The following is a 17,696-nucleotide window of genomic DNA, read 5'->3' on the forward strand; positions in this document are numbered from 1 at the left end:
GAGTAATATTATTGTGCATAAATCATTAAAATTTGACATCAATTAAGGGCACATTAAAGAGTAAAATTCTGTACATTTCTTATCCACATTTCTTACGCCTATGTACCTCATTTTTGACACCGAAACTACAGGACTTCCAAAAAACTGGAACGCTCCTATTACAGACTCAGACAACTGGCCACGCTGTATACAGATAGCCTGGCAGCTGCACGATGAGATGGGACAAGTCATAGAGCACCAAGATTATCTAGTAAAGCCAGATGGTTTTGACATTCCCTATGATGCAGAGCGTATACACGGGATATCAACAGCCCTAGCAGAAAAAGATGGAGTTGCACTCTCTGAGGTTCTTGAGAATTTTAATATTGCATTATCTCAGGCAAAATATGTGGTGGGTCAAAACGTAGGTTTTGATACAAATATTATGGGTGCAGAGTTTCACAGGCTCAACATTGGCAACGACCTGCAAGAGCTGCCCGTACTAGATACGTGTACAGAAAAAACGGCAACCCTTTGCCAGTTACCTGGAGGACGAGGTGGAAAATTTAAACTACCTACACTTACAGAGTTGCACAAACATCTTTTTGGTGAAGGTTTTGGAGAAGCTCACAATGCTACGGCAGATGTTGAGGCGACTACGCGTTGCTTTTTAGAACTTATACGCCAGCGTGTATACACAAAAGAGGAGCTAGATGTACAGCCAGATTATTTTGACAGGTTCTCTCAAGCAAACCCGCAACCCATTGAGTTTATAGGACTCAAACACATCAATCTCAAAAAAGCCTCTGAGCGTATTGCCAAAAAACTAGCTGCGCAAAATGAAGCCCCAGAAATATCACAAACAGAACTAGAAGATAATGCTGCAAAGCTCTCTGAGGTAAAGTTTGCTCATTTACATAATCACTCACAGTTTTCTATACTGCAGTCTACCGCTAGCGTACAAGACATTGTAAAGGCTGCTGCGGCTCAAAAAATGCCTGCAGTCGCTATGACAGATATGGGTAATATGATGGGAGCTTTTCACTTTACCAAAGCCGTAAAGTCGCATAACGCAGGTGTCAAAAAAGCAAATGCCGCAGCTGTAGAGGCAGGAGAAGATCCAGAAGGAGTACCTCTTAAAGCCATTATAGGTTGTGAGTTTAACGTCTGTGTAGATCACAAAAACAAAAGCCAGAAGGATAATGGGTATCAAATAGTGATCCTCGCCAAAAATAAAAATGGATATCAAAACCTCTGTAAAATGGCGTCTATTGCCTACACAGATGGTTTTTATTATGTACCTCGTATAGATCGTAATGTGATAATGCAATATCGCGATGATCTTATTGTACTCACAGGTAACTTATATGGAGAGGTGCCTAGCAAAATACTTAACGTAGGTGAAAATCAAGCCGAGGAAGCCCTCATTTGGTGGAAAGAGCAGTTTGGCGATGACTTATATATAGAGTTAATGCGTCACGGGCAAGAAGATGAGGATAGAGTGATGCCTGTTTTAATTGCGCTTTCGCGAAAGCATAATATTAAAACCGTCGCATCAAATAACACTTTTTACATAGATAAATCTGATGCAGATGCGCACGATGTATTGCTTTGTGTAAAAGATGGAGAAAAAGTAGCTACTCCAAAGGGGCGTGGTCGTGGCTATCGTTATGGCCTTCCTAATGATGAGTACTACTTTAAAAGCGGAGAGGAAATGAAAATCCTCTTTGCAGATGTGCCAGAAGCTATTTTAAATGTACAAGAGGTTGTTGATAAAATTGAACCTTATGAACTTGCGAGAGACGTACTGCTTCCAGCGTTTGACATACCTCAAGAATTTGTATCTCCCGAAGATGCAATAGATGGTGGAAAACGTGGTGAAAATGCTTTTTTAAGACATCTGGTTTATGAAGGTGCAAAAAAACGCTATGGTGAAGAACTCTCAGAAGAAGTTACAGAACGTTTAGATTTTGAACTTGACGTTATAGAAAAAACAGGATATCCGGGTTACTTCTTGATTGTAGAAGATTTTATACGCGAGGCTCGTAATATGGATGTATCTGTAGGACCTGGTCGTGGATCTGCCGCGGGATCTGTTGCTGCATACTGTTTATGGATTACAAACATAGACCCAATGAAGTATGACCTACTTTTTGAGCGTTTCTTAAATCCGGATCGTGTGAGTATGCCCGATATTGATATTGATTTTGATGATGAAGGACGTGGGCGTGTAATGCAGTATGTAATAGATAAGTATGGAGCAAATCAAGTTGCACAAATTATTACATACGGTACAATGGCTGCAAAGTCATCTATACGTGATACCTCTAGAGCACTAGATCTATCACTAGGAGATGCAGATCGTATTGCAAAGCTCATACCTACTATGAGTAAGCTGCGCAAGATTTTTGGCAAGACAGATGCTGAGTTGCGCAGTTCTTTTAGATCTGATGATTTACCTAAGGTACAAGAACTTATAAATATAGAGACTCAAGACAATCTGGAAGGCCAAATGCTCAGGCAAGCACGCCAGCTAGAGGGGTCTGTACGTAACACGGGGATACACGCCTGTGGAGTGATTATCACGCCAGATGATATTACAAATTTTGTACCTGTTGCACTAGCAAAGGACTCAGACCTCTATGTAACACAGTTTGACAACTCTGTAGTAGAAGAAGCTGGATTGCTTAAGATGGACTTCTTGGGTCTGAAGACCCTTACTCTTATAAAGGACACTGTTAAGCTTGTTAAGTATCGCCACAATGTAGATCTGGATCCAGAGAACTTCCCTCTAGATGATGAAAAGACATACGAACTCTTCCAGCGTGGAGATACCGTAGGGATTTTTCAATATGAATCACCTGGTATGCAAAAGCATATGCAATCTCTTAAACCTACCGTTTTTGAAGATCTTATTGCGATGAATGCCCTTTATCGTCCAGGTCCTATGGAATATATTCCCTCTTTTGTAAGGAGGAAGCACGGAGAAGAAGAAATTGAGTATGATCTCCCAGCGATGGAAGAGTACTTAAAAGAGACTTATGGTATTACTGTATATCAAGAGCAAGTGATGCTTCTATCTCAAAAACTTGCCGACTTTACAAAGGGTGAGGCAGATGTACTGCGTAAGGCAATGGGTAAAAAGCAAATTGCAGTTCTTGATAAAATGAAGCCTAAGTTTATAGAACAGGCATCTGCAAAAGGACACGATCCAGAAAAGCTAGAAAAAATATGGAAAGACTGGGAGGCTTTTGCCGCGTATGCCTTTAACAAGTCTCACTCTACCTGTTATGCTTGGATTGCTTATCAAACAGCATATCTAAAAGCACACTACCCAGCAGAGTATCTTGCCGCTGTACTTTCTAACAATATGAATGACATAAAGCAAGTAACATTCTTTATGGAAGAGGCAAAGCGTATGGGACTAGAAGTACTAGGCCCAGATGTAAATGAATCTTTTAGAAAATTTACAGTAAATGATAATGGCGCTGTACGTTTTGGTATGGGTGCGGTAAAAGGCGTAGGTACAGGAGCTGTTGCCACTATTGTAGAAAACAGAAAAGATGGTAAGTACAAATCTGTTTTTGACTTTGCTCGTCGTGTAGATTTACGTGCTGCAAATAAGAAAGCTTTTGAGAGCCTTGCCCTTGCTGGTGGTTTTGATGAACTAGACGGCGACACGCACAGAGCGCAATTCTTTAATGATAATGGTGATGGGATAACCTTTTTAGAAAAAGCTGTAAAGTATGGTGCACGTTATCAAGAAAATGAAAATAGCTCGCAGGTAAGCCTTTTTGGCGAGTCAAGTGAAGTACAAATTCCAGAACCAGAAGTTCCTCCGTGTGAAGAATGGGGTACAATGGAGAAGCTCAAACGTGAGAAAGAAGTGGTAGGTGTATATATATCTGGTCACCCACTAGATGATTTTAAAACCGAGATGGAAACCTTTTGCAACGCTACCGTTGCTCATTTTAACCAGATGGAAGCTTTTGTAAATAGGGAGCTCACCTTTGGCGGGGTGATTACAGATGTTCAACATCGCGTATCAAAAAATGGTAAAGGCTGGGCCGCCTTTACAGTAGAGGATTTTACAGATAGTTTTGAGTTTAGAATGTTTGGAGAAGAGTACCTAAAGATGAGGCACTTCTTAATACCTAATAGTTTTATACACGCAAAGGTCTTTATAAAAGACGGCTTTACTAATAGGGAAACTGGACGAAAAGGAGATCCTCGCACACAGTTTAATAGTATACAGCAACTTCAAGATGTTATGGAGAATAATGCAAAAAAACTCACCATAAACATTGATATTAATGAAGTAGCTGAAGCTCGCGTAGCCGAAATTAAAGAAATATTAGACCAACATATGGGTAGTGCAAAACTGCACTTTCAAGTCTTTGAACCCAAGGAAAAAATCTACGTGAAAATGCCTAGCAAAAAGACTAAGGTCAAAATTTGCCAAGAACTACTAGATTCTCTAGATCAAAACAAAATACACTATAAGCTAAACTAAGCAACATTACGAGAAGGCACTAGCTCTCTACGTACAAGTATTGTAACTTCTTCTTTATAATTCTCCGTCTGTAGCGTATAAGTAAATGCCTGCGGATTTTTGCTACTCTTAACACCCTGCATACTAGCTTGGTGTAAAAGATAAGTGGCATAATTGGGATAGCCTAGATACTTACAAAGCATCTCTATCATCTTTGCATTAGGGCATAGCTCATCTTCATCAACCCCATCTACATAACTATTGTAATAATTGAGAAGCGTTCTTCTTGAAATTTGATATTTACACTCGCACCATAAACTATTTGCTAGGTGATCTGCCCATTGTGTTTTTGTGTTTCCGGGGGTTTCTGTTTCCGCTTTCGCGAAAGCGGACAAAACAATTTTTCTAAACATCATAATGGTATTTTTTTCTAATTCATTCTTACATACAAGTCTATTAAGAACAGGAAAGGATTTTCCATCGGTTTTCCATCTAGCACTCTTGATAAGCTAGATATTTACGTATCTAAAAGATAATCAGTACACAAAGAACGATAATTGGCAATAGGTTTCATAAAGGAAATCCGTAAAATGCAGCATATTTTTTCTTTATGTAGGCTTATTCTTTCAAAAAAATATAACCCTGAAACATTAAAATTATGAAAACGACAATTTACATCTTAGCATTTATATTTATGGGAGTAACTTTTACTGCTTGTACTCCAGATACCGTGGTCGAAGAAAGTGATCGCATAGAAAGCACTTGGGGAGAGGATGATAACAATGGAGAAGAAAAGGAAGATGAAGAGGGTAATTAGACCTTTTGCATCTTAATATTTTTTACTAATTCGTATATTAGAGGGATGAAACAGTTTGTTCTGTCATCCCTTTTTTTACTGTATAGTTTTACGGTTTACAGCACCCTCCCACCTCAGAAATATAAGGCTGAGGATAGTTTACTGTATTACAAAAAGTTAAGCCGTAAAAAAAAAGAATCTTACAAAGATAGACTCGTAGCAAATGATAAAGCAATTTACTGGTCAAGACAAGTGTCTGACTCTATATACCTTGAGCAACTAATCTATAGGTGTGATTTGTATTATTATGATAAGCAATACGATCAAGCAATTGCACAGACCAAAATAGTACTAGACGAAGCAACTAGATTAAAAAACAAGCGATTTATCGCTCAATCTTATGATAGTCAAGGAGATATTTATAAGAAAAAGCAGAATACCTCTGAGGCTTTTACAAACTATGTACACGCCATAGAACTCTTTACTGAGTTAAAGGATAGTTTACAGATTATAAAAATTTCAAAAAAAGCGAGCTACATACAAACCAGTCTTGGCGATATAGATGGAGCAGAATATACTATTGTAAATGCTCTTGACTATAGTAATACACTAAAGGACCCTTCAGAAATATCTTGGTTCTATGATATTCTGGGTAGGGTTTATAGGGAGCGTGGCTTATGGAAAGAGGCTATACGGTACCATCGCAAAGCATTACAACTTGCTAACGCTTCAAGTAGTAAAGCCTCACTCATTAATAATTATGCTATCACGCTACTCAAATCTGGTGACAATAATGGCGCCATACAACAACTAGAGGTAGGTCTTGCCTATAAAGATAGCTTGTCACTTAAAACATTATATAGACTCAAAGATAATTATGGCTTTGCAAAATCACGTGCTGGACACAAAGACGCGATACCCTTACTAGAAGAAGCTTTAGACTTGAGAAGTGATATAAATGACATACCTGGAGAATATGCGAGTCATATACACCTTGCAGAGGCTTATATGGCATTAGAAAACACTAAAAAGACTGCATATCACGCACAACAAGCTTATAACATATCTTCTAAAGCTAAGAATACTGAGGCTGTTATAAAAGCGCTCGATTATTTAATCCCAGTAACTAAAGAGTCTAATGTCCTTTTTGAAGAATACACCTCCTTATCAGATTCTCTAACTAAAGCTCAAAACAAAGCTAAGTTTGACTTTGCAAAGCTGCGCTATGATGTAGAAAAGGCAGAAGAACGAGAAAATATCGCCTTACAAAAAATTACAGCCTCACAGCTTCGGGAAGACATAGCAATTAGAAAAAGAAACTGGGCTCTAGCAGGTATAGGAGCTCTTTTAATAATAGGTGTTGTTTTTATATTGTACCAGCGTGAGAAATCAAAAAAACAGCGTTTACTAGATCGCTATGAAACAGAAAAACGCCTTGCCAAAAAACTACACGATGAGCTTGCAAACGAGATTTACTTAGTTATGAATGAGGTAGAAAACGAAATAAGCTCACCTGCAGTAGCAGATAGACTTGAAGACATTTACAAATTAAGTAGAGACCTCTCTAGAGAGACTAAGCCTATACAAACAGATGAGAACTTCCCGACAGAACTTGCAATGAACTTACAAACCTATACCTCATCAGAAAGAAAACTAATACTAAGAGGTCTGGAGTCTATAAACTGGAATGTAATTAATCCCGAAGTAAAAATCGAGATTTACAGAGTACTACAAGAGTTAATGACTAATATGAGAAAGCATAGTAAAGCTTCTCTTGTAGCGCTAGTTTTTAAGAGTGTAGATAAACTTTTAGAAATTAATTACAGTGACAATGGTAAAGGAGTATCACTATCGAGAGATAATCGCGGGAGCGGTTTGTTAAATACGCAAACCCGTCTCAAATCTCTAGGAGGAGAAATAAAATTTGACTCTGCGGTAGATGAAGGTTTTAGAGCAGAATTATCAATCCCTATTTAATTTACAGTACAATGTTTAAAAAAATACTAGCGGCCGAAGACATAGATAACATAAAACTGGGTGTCTCCTCTATTCTTAAACAGCTCAAAATACCAGAAGTTGTACACGTCGAGTACTGTGATGAAGCCTTTTTAGAATTTAAAATGGCCATTCAAGATAAAGCTCCTTTTGACCTTTTAATCACAGATCTCTCCTTTAAAGAGTCTCATCGCAAAGAACGCCTTACCTCTGGAGAACACCTTTTTAAAGCATTAAAAGAGGTAGACCCGTCCATTAAGGTAATCGTCTACTCTATGGAAGATCACCCACAACGTTTTGACAGCCTCTGGAAGTCGGGCTTGCTAGATGGTTATGTTTGTAAAGATAGACGAGGATTAGAAAATCTTAAGGAAGCCATAGAGCAGGTCGCAAAAGGTGAAAAATACATCTCTCAACACCTTGCAGATAATGTAAAACAAAAAAATCTGGTAGAACTTAATAACTACGACATCGAGCTATTAAGTCTTCTCGCAGATGGGGCTACACAAGACGAAATACAACATCACTTTAAGTCTAAGAATATGAAACCTTACAGCCGCAGTAGTATCGAGAAGCGACTGCGTGAGTTGCGCACTGAGTTTGGTGCAAAAACTACCATACACCTCATACGCTTACTAGCCGACTTGCGCCTGATTTAAAAAAAGTCAAAAAAAATTAAAAAAAAAACGCCCAAATAAAGGAAATCCGTAAAATTTTACCTCCATACCATCATATCTTTGTGACTCCCCCGTAGCTTTTTTCATAAGAGGGTTATTATTCAAGATTTTGATGATATTTGAAAAAAGCTATTATAAAACTCTCATTTCTTATAATGGGAGTTTTTATTTTTATGATTACGCAAACCTAAGCTTTCCCCCAACTGAAAAGCACTCATTAAATTTTTTTAATGAGTGTTTTTTTTGCACAACTATGGAACTCATCTAAAAAGTCTTACATACTTTGATTATTAATACTATGGAGACCGCTTTCGCGAAAGCGTAAAAAAAGAAAAGCCAACTTATTACAAGTTGGCTTTCATATATTATTATACCCTAATGATTTACATCTCTAGGGCTTTCTTGATATCTCCATCCATAAGAATGTTAATAGGATCTTCTAGTGCTTCTTTTACAGCGACTAAGAATCCTACAGACTCTTTACCATCGATAATTCTGTGATCATAAGATAATGCTACAAACATTATAGGTGCGATTACAATCTCGCCATCTTTTACGATAGGGCGCTCTACTATGTTGTGCATTCCTAAGATACCAGATTGAGGTGGGTTTATGATAGGTGTAGATAACATAGATCCAAATACACCTCCATTTGAGATTGTAAAGGTTCCTCCTGTCATCTCATCTACCGTAATTTTACCATCTCTGGCTCTTATTGCAAGACGTTTTACCTCACTCTCAACCCCTCTAAAAGAAAGGTTTTCTGCATTTCTAATAACTGGTACCATAAGGCCTTTAGGACCTGATACAGCAATTGAGATGTCTTTATAATCAAAAGTGAGCATCTCCTTACCATCTATCATACTGTTTACAGCAGGATACATTTCAAGAGCTCTTACCACTGCTAGTGTAAAGAATGACATAAAGCCTAGACCTACACCGTGCTTTGCCTTAAAGTCCTCTTTGTATTGCTTACGCAGGTCAAATATAGGCTGCATATTTACCTCGTTAAAGGTAGTAAGCATTGCTGTTGTATTTTTTGCTTCTACGAGACGCTCTGCAACTTTACGACGTAACATAGATAACTTAGTACGTGAGTCACCTCTAGAACCTGGTCCTGGAGTTCCCATAGAAGGTGTTGCTTTTACAGCATCTTCTTTAGTCACGCGACCAGCTCTACCTGTACCCGTAACCTGGCTAGCAGTCATTCCTTTTTCATCAAGAATTTTTCTTGCTGCTGGGCTTGGAGTTCCAGATGCGTATGTCTTTTCAGTTTCGGCTGGAGCTTTTTCTCCCGTGTTTGGAGTTGCTGCCTGTTCTTTTTTAAGTTTTTCTTCTACTTTACCATCTCCACCACCTTCGTCACCACCTTCATAGGTGTCTGTTGCCGGCGCCTCTGCAGCAGTATCAATAAGGCACACAACTGCACCTACCTCAACAGCATCACCTTCTTCTGCTTTAAGTGTAATGATTCCACTCATCTCTGCTGGAAGCTCGAGTGTTGCTTTATCACTATCTACCTCGGCAATGGCCTGGTCTTTTTCTACATAATCGCCGTCTTCAACGAGCCATTGTGCGATTTCAACTTCTGTGATGGATTCTCCCGGTGAAGGGACTTTCATTTCTAAAACCATAATGTTTCTGGTTACGCCAGTGTTGCTCAACTTACTTAGATGAAGGACGCTGGCGGCTATTAATTGTTACTATTTTACAGGCGCTTCAAAAACGCTATCTATTACTTTTTTGTGTCTTGCTTTTGATCTTGTACTACTTCCCGCAGCTGGAGATGCATATACACGTCGCGATGCTACTCTAAGTTTTACTTGATCAAAATTCATAAGCATATAACCCCAAGCTCCCATATTTCTAGGCTCTTCTTGTGCCCAGACATAATCTGTCACATTAGGATAACTTGCAATAATATCTTCTAACTGCTTTTGTGGCAGCGGGAATAATTGCTCTATACGCACAAGGGCTACATCATCACGTCCATTTTCCTTACGACGCTCTAAGAGGTCATAATAAAACTTACCTGTACAGAATACAAGTGACGTAACCTTCTTCTTATCTACCTCAGGATCATCAAGAACTTCTTGAAAAGAGCCTGTGGTGAGCTCCTCTTTAGTACTGACTACAAGAGGGTGTCTCAATAATGATTTAGGTGTAAAAACTACAAGCGGTTTTCTAAAATTCCACTTCATCTGGCGACGTAGTAGGTGAAAGAAGTTAGCTGGCGTCGTTACATCTGCCATTATAAGGTTATCTGTAGCACAAAGCTGTAGGTAACGTTCCATACGTGCACTAGAGTGCTCAGAACCTTGACCTTCATACCCGTGAGGTAATAACATCACGAGTCCGTTTTGTGTTTTCCACTTAGACTCTGCAGCGCTTATGTATTGATCTAGCATTATCTGTGCACCATTTGAAAAATCTCCAAATTGAGCCTCCCAGATAGTAAGTGTCTTAGGAGCAGCCATCGCATACCCGTAGTCAAAACCTACGACTCCATACTCAGAAAGTAGTGAGTTATAGATGTCCATCTTACCAGCTACATCTAGACGGTTGTGTAGATTAATCTCTTCTACATCATCTTCTGTTTTGATAATGGCGTGACGGTGAGAGAATGTACCTCTCTCTACGTCCTGTCCAGATATACGTACATTAAATCCTTCTTCCATAAGAGAACCGTAAGCTAGAAGCTCACCCATTCCCCAGTCTAATTGATTCTTTTCTGTATACTGCTTATTTCTATCTACAACAATACGCTGTATCTTACGTATGAATTTTTTATCTTCTGGTAACTTAGTAATACCATCTGCTATAACATCTAGCTTACTTATATCATAGGTAGTATCTACAGGAGTAAGAATATCTTCTCTACTTCCTATCTCATACCCTTCCCAGTCATCTGCAAGAATCTCAGTAATCACTGTTTTATCTCTCTTACGAGATTCTTCAAGATCTTCTTCAAGATCGTCTTTATATTCTTTTTCGAGCTGCTTTACATATCCCTTTTCTATAACCCCCTCTTTAAGAAGTCTTTCTGCATAGATATCACGAGGATTTGAGTGTTTTGAGATTGCCTTATATAATAAAGGCTGTGTAAATCTAGGCTCATCACCTTCATTATGCCCATACTTTCTATAACCTAGTATGTCTATAAATACATCACGGCCAAATTGCATTCTAAAATCAAGTGCAAAGGCAAATGCGTGACATACAGACTCTACATCATCTGCGTTTACGTGTAGTACTGGAGACAAGGTAACCTTACCTACATCTGTACTATAGGTAGATGATCTCGCATCAAGATAGTTTGTAGTAAAACCTACTTGGTTATTTGCTACGATATGTATCGTACCACCCGTGCGATATCCCTCTAACTGTGCCATTTGCACAATTTCATATACAATACCTTGACCAGCTACGGCAGCATCTCCGTGTATAGCAATAGGAAGGATTTTCTTCTCATCTCCTCCTAATTGATTATCAATTTTTGCACGAGACATTCCCTCTATTACAGCTCCTACAGTCTCAAGGTGCGATGGGTTAGGTGCTAGGTCCATACGTATTTTGTGTCCTTTATCGCTTTCGCGAAAGCTAGTCCACCCCATATGGTATTTTACATCTCCATCAAAAAGTTCATCCTCATCATACTCTTTTCCGTCAAACTCAGAAAAGATTGCCTCTGGTGATTTTCCGAAGATATTTGCCAGTACATTAAGACGACCACGGTGTGCCATCCCTACTACAAATTGCTCAACACCCTTATCAGATCCTCTCTCGATAAGTGTATCCAGACCAGGTATCATAGCATCAAGTCCTTCTACAGAAAAACGTTTTTGCCCTACATACTTAGAGTGCAAGAAACCTTCAAAAGAAGCTGTTTGATTTAATTTTTTGAGAATATGCCTTTTTTCCTCTTTTGAGAAAGAAGGATGGTTATCATTTTTATTGAGCCAGTTCTGTATCCAAGTAATCTCTTCTGGATTACGAATGTACATATACTCAATACCTATATGGTCACAATATATGGCCTCAAGGTGATTTACAATCTCTTGTAATGTCTTCTTCCCAATACCTAAAATTGAACCAGCTTCAAACTCTGTACTAAGATCAGACTTAGAGAGTCCAAAGTTTTCTATCTCTAGTGTAGGTGCATATTTACGACGTGCGCGTACAGGATTAGTCTTTGTAAAGAGGTGACCTCTGTTACGGTATCCGTCTATTAATTTTACTATTTGAAATTCTTTTTGAATTCCTTCAGGAATAACCACAGTCTCTCCCCCTACATCACCAGTAACCTCTTCTGCACTTTCAAGTCCAAAGTCAAAACCTTGAAAAAAAGCGCGCCAGCTAGCTTCTACACTATCTGGGTTAAGTAAATATTGATCGTAAAGCTCAGCAAAGTAAGCGGTATGTGCGGCATTCAGAAATGAAAATCTATCCATTTGATATTTAAGTTCTGCGTCTTGCGACTTTAGAAAAGCAAAAATACGATAATTAACATTTTTGGACATATAATACCTATATTTATAACAGAGAATTAAGACACTACAGCTATGAAATGCAATTTTTTAGGGATTATACTACTTACGGGCCTCTTTTTTACAATGACAACAACAACCCAAGCGCAAGAGATTACTACAAAACCTAAAAGTGAGTTTTGGAGCAAGGTGCGTTTTGGTGGTGGATTAGGCTTAAATTTTGGCCGAAACAATACGAACATCACGGTTGCACCGAGTGCATTGTATCAACCCAATCAATATGTCGCATTTGGTCCAGGGCTTAATTATACCTATCAAAAATTTGGAGATTTTAAAACAACCCTTGTAGGGGCAAGTGCTATTGTCATTTCAAATCCGCTTGATTTCTTACAGCTTTCTGGAGAGTTTGAACAACTTCGCGTTTTTCAATCGGTTTCTGGACTACCAGACATTCCAAATTCTTGGAATACTGCACTCTTTCTAGGCGCGGGATACCGTCTCAACGTAGGAGGAAATAGCCTAGGCGCAATCGGGATACGTTACAATGTACTCTTTGACAACAATGATTCTGTTTATGCAGATGCGTGGCAGCCTTTTGTACGTGTCTATTTTTAATACACGTTTACTACTATGATAACTTTGAGCCTAGCACAACATTCCACTCTTTGATTTCCCAAGAAGAAACAATACCGTTTTTCACATAAGGGTCTTGTGCCGCAAATGTCTCAACTTGCGATTTGTCTTTTACTTGAAAAATTAGCACACCTGTTTCACCAGGACCTTCTGTAGCACCACCTAGTAGAAGACTGCCCGCAGCTACAGCTGCTTTTGCAACCTCAAAATGATCTTTGCGATAGGGCGTTCTTTTCTCTAAATAATTTTCTATAAAAGTATATGTAAGGATATAATATTTCATCTAGTCCATCATAATCTCTAGAAGACCTATCGCTGCCTCACTTATTTTTGTTCCAGGCCCAAAAACAGCTGCGGCTCCAGCCTCAAATAAAAATTCATAATCTTGCTGTGGAATCACTCCTCCTACAATCACCATAATATCTGGTCTTCCTAACGACTTTAGTTCTTCAATTACTTGAGGAACTAATGTTTTGTGACCAGCAGCAAGTGATGAGACTCCTAGTATATGCACATCATTTTCTACTGCTTGTTTTGCTGCCTCTTTAGGTGTTTGAAATAGCGGCCCTATGTCCACATCAAAACCTATATCTGCGTAGCCAGTTGCTACTACTTTGGCTCCACGGTCGTGACCGTCTTGCCCCATTTTGGCAATCATAATTCTAGGGCGACGCCCGTCTTGCGTTGCAAACTGGTTTGCGAGTTGTTGCGCTTTCGCGAAAGCGGAATCTTCTTTCATCTCTTTGCTATATACACCACTAAAAGATTGTATCTGCGCTTTGTGACGCCCATAAACCTCCTCTAGTGCATCTGAAATTTCTCCTAAGGTTGCTCTTTCTCTAGCTGCCGTAACCGCAAGTGATAATAAATTACCATTGCCCTCTCTAGCTGCGTTTGTAAGCGCCTCTAAAGCTTGAGAAACTTTAGCTGAGTCTCTGTCATTTTTGATTTGATCCAGACGCTTAAGCTGGCCATCACGCACCTTTGTATTATCTACATCAAGTATATCAAGGTGCTCATCTTCTGTAGGTCTGTATTTATTAACTCCCACTATAATATCTTGACCACTATCTATGCGGGCTTGCTTTCTAGCAGCTGCCTCTTCAATACGTAGTTTGGGAATACCAGCTTCTATAGCTTTAGTCATACCTCCTAGCTCCTCTACTTCTTGAATGAGCTCCCAGGCTTTATGAGCAATATCATTTGTGAGAGACTCTACATAATAACTACCCGCCCACGGGTCTACGGTTTTTGTAATGTGTGTTTCTTCTTGTAAGAAAATTTGTGTGTTACGAGCGATACGCGCAGAGAAATCTGTAGGCAAAGCAATGGCCTCATCTAGTGCGTTAGTGTGCAAACTCTGCGTCCCTCCAAAGGCCGCTGCTGCAGCCTCAATAGTTGTGCGCGCAACATTATTAAATGGATCTTGCTCTGTAAGACTCCATCCACTAGTCTGGCAGTGCGTTCTCAAGGCAAGAGACTTTGGGTTTTTAGGGTTAAATTGTTTTACAATTTTTGCCCATAACATTCTGGCGGCACGCATCTTTGCAATTTCCATAAAGTGGTTCATCCCTATTGCCCAGAAAAATGAAAGCCTTGGTGCAAAGCTGTCTATATCCATCCCGGCAGCGAGACCGGTTTTTATATACTCCAACCCATCTGCTAGGGTGTATGCGAGTTCTATATCACAAGTTGCTCCGGCTTCTTGCATATGATATCCAGAGATTGAGATACTATTAAATTTAGGCATCTTCTTTGCTGTATATTCAAAGATATCTGAGATGATTCTCATAGATGGTGTAGGAGGATATATGTACGTGTTACGCACCATAAATTCCTTAAGAATATCATTTTGGATTGTACCCGAAAGTAGCGCCGTATCTACTCCTTGCTCTTGAGCTGCGACTATATAAAATGCCATAATAGGCAATACAGCACCATTCATAGTCATAGAGACAGACATCTTATCTAGCGGTATCTGGTCAAAAAGGATTTTCATATCCTCTACCGAGTCTATCGCCACACCTGCCTTACCTACATCTCCTACTACGCGCTCGTGATCACTATCATAACCACGGTGTGTTGCGAGATCAAAAGCTACCGACAGTCCCTTTTGTCCTGCAGCAAGGTTTCTACGATAGAATGCGTTACTATCTTCTGCAGTAGAAAAACCTGCATACTGGCGTATCGTCCAAGGTCTTCTTACGTACATCGTACTATATGGCCCGCGTAAGTTAGGCGCCATACCGGCCACAAAATCTAAGTGTTCTAGATTTTGAACATCTTCTGGAATATAGGTAGATTTTACATCTATCTTTTCGGCAGTGGTTTTTAAAACCACATCTTGTTGAGAACTACTTCTTACTTGAGCCCCAAGGGTGATATGTTGTACGTCTCTTCTACTCATTACTTTCTTGCGCTACTTGCGCTACTGGCGCAAGATGTTGATAAAATGCATCTAGTGCCACATAGAGCGCAGTGACTCTTTGATCTTTTGCTTGTCTCCCAAAATTACGCATACGTGAGTTGAACAATTTTGGGTTCATAGTATTAGTCTCTACAAGCGCATTTATAGTGGTAGACAGATCTTTATCTTCCATATTATTTATAACACACTGCACTGCAGGATGCTTATAGTTAAGATTACTAGTGCCTCCATCTTCAAGCAAAATATTGCGAGCCAGTAATTCTTTATAAATAGTTATCGAGTGACTTGTTGCAACTCTGTCAAACTCTGCTGTACCCGTAAAACCTACATACAAGTAGCGACCGTACGCGCTGTTTAAAATTTTTGCCTCTGGATCATATGCCTCTGTAATATCTTGTTCAAATTGATACAGCGCCTCGTTAAGCAACGCGCTATCTTCATCACCACAGGTAGTTATACTTTCTTTTTCTGAATGTTGTAGTGCAAGTTCTTTCTTGTTGTCACAAGACATTAAGCTTACAGACAAAAGGAGAATCACTACTACTAGTTGATTTATTTTTATCATATCTACTCAGTTTTAAGACGCTCTTTTTCGACAGTTTCTGCGAGACGTCTCATTATTATAGGTTCGATTATTGTTTTACGTGGGTTTATTTTTACAAAAGGATATAACTCAAGATTATCCTTCATCTTATCATCTTGATTGGGATGCTTGTTAGTTCCTAATAATGTAATGACCCCCTCATCAAAAAGCTGCTGCTCTCTAGTTGCGCTTTCTTTAATCTTGCGTTGTACGGTTCCATCTTTGAGTTGTTTTAATAGACCCCCATTGCGCTCTATATTCTTAAACAGCGTAAGTGCTTTTTCCGCTAGCTGATGGGTGAGTTCCTCAACATAGTAAGATCCATCTGAAGGATTTTGTACAGCATCAAAATAGCTTTCTTCTTTAAGCACTATTAATTGATTACGAGATATGCGCTGTCCAAAATCATTTGTTTTATGATATAATGCATCGTAAGGCATATTTACCACCCAGTCTGCTCCTCCTAAAACTGCGCTCATACACTCTGTAGTGGTACGCAACATATTAGTATTATAGTCGTAAATAGTTTTATTTCTACGGCTTGAGTGTGCTACGATTTTAATAGCTGTGTCTTGATAAGAAAAAGCACTTAAAACAGTTTGTGCTAATTCTCTTAATGCTCTAAGCTTTGCAATTTCAAAAAAGTAATTTGCACCCACACTTACCTCTACAACTACTTCTTCTAGTTTAAGATTTTCTTGCTCGCAAAAGTTTAAATACTCAGCTAGTTGTGCCATACCGTATGCCAGTTGCTGCACCATAGTTGCTCCAGCATTCTGATAAAGTGTAGTGTCTATTGTAAATGATGACGCTGCTTCTTGTATAACTTCTTTAAAATCTTGATGATCCTTATTGAGGTTTGTAAACCAGTTACCATCTAAAGCAAGATGGTTAATAATATCTAGCTTTACTACGAGCTCATACTTATCACTATATCGATATAGCTCATTATAAAATTGAGCGTCTAAAAATGATAGATCAAAATACAGAGGCACCGAAGTATCACTAAGCGTTGTAAATAACGCAGCTATATCAAAAGGTTTATTGGCTTGAAAATAAACAGCCTCTACACCATTTGCTATAGCATTATTTGCCGTCTCTGCAGACTGTACTGCTTGATTTATAAAAATTTTCTCTCCTATAAACCAATGCTTAGGTAGTGTGATGTTTGCCGTTTTTTTTACCTCATCTTTATGGTAAAAAGGGCGTACGTGTATACCCTCTAAGCTCTGCCAGACAAGTGTATCGTTATAATCTGCACCCTTAAGATCAAACTGTATTTTCTGTTTGTATGCTTTTGCAGATACTGGATCAAATTCTGAAAATAAACTAGTCTTCATTTTCCTGTTTTAAACTATCTTGATATTCAATAATGTAAATCTCCTCGTTATCCTTTTTCATAAGATATTCTTCACGAGCAAACCGCTCTAAACCTGCGCTATCTTTGAGCTGTAGTATTTGAGCATTATCCTTTGAAATTTCGTTTTTAAAATAATCGCGGTTACCCTTTAACTTATCTCGCTCTTGGTTAAGCTCTCTATGTAATAGGTATGAACTCCCGTCAAAAAACAGCATCCAGATTAAGAAAATGATGGTAATGAGTAAATATTTATTACTCAATACTCT

At 38.9% G+C, this 17,696-nt stretch carries 13 protein-coding genes; 5 read left to right on the plus strand and 8 right to left on the minus strand.

All coding sequences use genetic code 11. From position 1 onward, the window contains the following. The first annotated feature begins 100 nt into the window (after positions 1 to 100). Entirely contained in the window at positions 101 to 4,492 is a 4,392-nt protein-coding gene (gene dnaE, locus MED134_RS07610; protein ID WP_038597566.1) for a DNA polymerase III subunit alpha, read from the plus strand. On the opposite strand, the gene MED134_RS07615 is transcribed toward dnaE, so the two are convergent. Further along, complete coding sequence (locus MED134_RS07615) at positions 4,489 to 4,887, minus strand: hypothetical protein (protein WP_035325807.1); 399 nt, start codon at positions 4,885 to 4,887, stop codon at positions 4,489 to 4,491. The genes dnaE and MED134_RS07615 overlap by 4 nt on opposite strands. Positions 4,888 to 5,129: 242 nt before the next feature. Here MED134_RS07615 and MED134_RS15260 point away from each other — a divergent pair, with 242 nt between their 5' ends. The 3 genes from MED134_RS15260 to MED134_RS07625 are packed head-to-tail and all read left to right on the plus strand — an operon-like array spanning position 5,130 to position 7,921. Continuing rightward, positions 5,130 to 5,288 carry a hypothetical protein gene (locus MED134_RS15260; RefSeq protein ID WP_158407703.1) on the plus strand — a complete coding sequence of 53 codons (159 nt, stop codon included), beginning with the start codon at positions 5,130 to 5,132 and terminating at the stop codon, positions 5,286 to 5,288. Between the two features lie 45 nt (positions 5,289 to 5,333). After that, positions 5,334 to 7,244 carry a tetratricopeptide repeat-containing sensor histidine kinase gene (locus tag MED134_RS07620; protein ID WP_038597569.1) on the plus strand — a complete coding sequence of 637 codons (1,911 nt, stop codon included), beginning with the start codon at positions 5,334 to 5,336 and terminating at the stop codon, positions 7,242 to 7,244. Between the two features lie 11 nt (positions 7,245 to 7,255). Continuing rightward, positions 7,256 to 7,921 (plus strand): helix-turn-helix transcriptional regulator, encoded by a 666-nt coding sequence (locus MED134_RS07625; RefSeq protein WP_038597572.1) that lies wholly within the window; start codon positions 7,256 to 7,258, stop codon positions 7,919 to 7,921. Positions 7,922 to 8,322: 401 nt separating this feature from the next. Here the strand turns inward: MED134_RS07625 and odhB are convergent, their stop codons facing one another. Together odhB and MED134_RS07635 are read right to left on the minus strand one after the other, a co-directional pair. Continuing rightward, positions 8,323 to 9,573, minus strand: a complete 1,251-nt coding sequence (gene odhB / locus MED134_RS07630; protein WP_038597575.1) for a 2-oxoglutarate dehydrogenase complex dihydrolipoyllysine-residue succinyltransferase — start codon at positions 9,571 to 9,573, stop codon at positions 8,323 to 8,325. Between the two features lie 69 nt (positions 9,574 to 9,642). After that, complete coding sequence (locus MED134_RS07635) at positions 9,643 to 12,390, minus strand: 2-oxoglutarate dehydrogenase E1 component (protein WP_038601025.1); 2,748 nt, start codon at positions 12,388 to 12,390, stop codon at positions 9,643 to 9,645. 111 nt (positions 12,391 to 12,501) lie between these two features. Between MED134_RS07635 and MED134_RS07640 the strand changes: the two genes are divergently transcribed. After that, a complete protein-coding gene (locus MED134_RS07640) occupies positions 12,502 to 13,041 on the plus strand; it encodes a hypothetical protein (RefSeq protein ID WP_038597577.1) in 540 nt (179 codons plus the stop codon). A 13-nt stretch (positions 13,042 to 13,054) separates the two neighbouring features. On the opposite strand, the gene MED134_RS07645 is transcribed toward MED134_RS07640, so the two are convergent. The 5 genes from MED134_RS07645 to MED134_RS07665 are packed head-to-tail and all read right to left on the minus strand — an operon-like array spanning position 13,055 to position 17,690. After that, positions 13,055 to 13,342 carry a YciI-like protein gene (locus tag MED134_RS07645; protein WP_038597580.1) on the minus strand — a complete coding sequence of 96 codons (288 nt, stop codon included), beginning with the start codon at positions 13,340 to 13,342 and terminating at the stop codon, positions 13,055 to 13,057. Then, on the minus strand, positions 13,343 to 15,466 hold the full coding sequence (gene scpA, locus MED134_RS07650) for a methylmalonyl-CoA mutase (protein ID WP_038597583.1): 2,124 nt from the start codon (positions 15,464 to 15,466) through the stop codon (positions 13,343 to 13,345). Further along, positions 15,459 to 16,052: a hypothetical protein gene (locus MED134_RS07655; protein WP_038597586.1), complete on the minus strand. Its 594-nt coding sequence runs from the start codon at positions 16,050 to 16,052 to the stop codon at positions 15,459 to 15,461. The genes scpA and MED134_RS07655 overlap by 8 nt, the downstream gene beginning before the upstream one ends. Before the next feature lie 2 nt (positions 16,053 to 16,054). Continuing rightward, positions 16,055 to 17,410, minus strand: coding sequence for a methylmalonyl-CoA mutase subunit beta (locus tag MED134_RS07660; protein WP_038597589.1), 1,356 nt, complete (start codon positions 17,408 to 17,410; stop codon positions 16,055 to 16,057). Beyond that, positions 17,400 to 17,690: an FtsB family cell division protein gene (locus MED134_RS07665; protein ID WP_316930951.1), complete on the minus strand. Its 291-nt coding sequence runs from the start codon at positions 17,688 to 17,690 to the stop codon at positions 17,400 to 17,402. The genes MED134_RS07660 and MED134_RS07665 overlap by 11 nt, the downstream gene beginning before the upstream one ends. Between the last annotated feature and the right edge of the window lie 6 nt (positions 17,691 to 17,696).

The organism is Dokdonia sp. MED134 (assembly GCF_000152925.2).
GTDB lineage: Bacteria > Bacteroidota > Bacteroidia > Flavobacteriales > Flavobacteriaceae > Dokdonia.

Bases quoted from the DNA above. Each gene is read 5' to 3' on its own strand.
- dnaE (WP_038597566.1), top strand. From the start codon at position 101: ATGTACCTCATTTTTGACACCGAAACTACAGGACTTCCAAAAAACTGG.
- MED134_RS07615 (WP_035325807.1), bottom strand. From the start codon at position 4,887: ATGATGTTTAGAAAAATTGTTTTGTCCGCTTTCGCGAAAGCGGAAACA.
- MED134_RS15260 (WP_158407703.1), top strand. From the start codon at position 5,130: ATGAAAACGACAATTTACATCTTAGCATTTATATTTATGGGAGTAACT.
- MED134_RS07620 (WP_038597569.1), top strand. From the start codon at position 5,334: ATGAAACAGTTTGTTCTGTCATCCCTTTTTTTACTGTATAGTTTTACG.
- MED134_RS07625 (WP_038597572.1), top strand. From the start codon at position 7,256: ATGTTTAAAAAAATACTAGCGGCCGAAGACATAGATAACATAAAACTG.
- odhB (WP_038597575.1), bottom strand. From the start codon at position 9,573: ATGGTTTTAGAAATGAAAGTCCCTTCACCGGGAGAATCCATCACAGAA.
- MED134_RS07635 (WP_038601025.1), bottom strand. From the start codon at position 12,390: ATGGATAGATTTTCATTTCTGAATGCCGCACATACCGCTTACTTTGCT.
- MED134_RS07640 (WP_038597577.1), top strand. From the start codon at position 12,502: ATGAAATGCAATTTTTTAGGGATTATACTACTTACGGGCCTCTTTTTT.
- MED134_RS07645 (WP_038597580.1), bottom strand. From the start codon at position 13,342: ATGAAATATTATATCCTTACATATACTTTTATAGAAAATTATTTAGAG.
- scpA (WP_038597583.1), bottom strand. From the start codon at position 15,466: ATGAGTAGAAGAGACGTACAACATATCACCCTTGGGGCTCAAGTAAGA.
- MED134_RS07655 (WP_038597586.1), bottom strand. From the start codon at position 16,052: ATGATAAAAATAAATCAACTAGTAGTAGTGATTCTCCTTTTGTCTGTA.
- MED134_RS07660 (WP_038597589.1), bottom strand. From the start codon at position 17,410: ATGAAGACTAGTTTATTTTCAGAATTTGATCCAGTATCTGCAAAAGCA.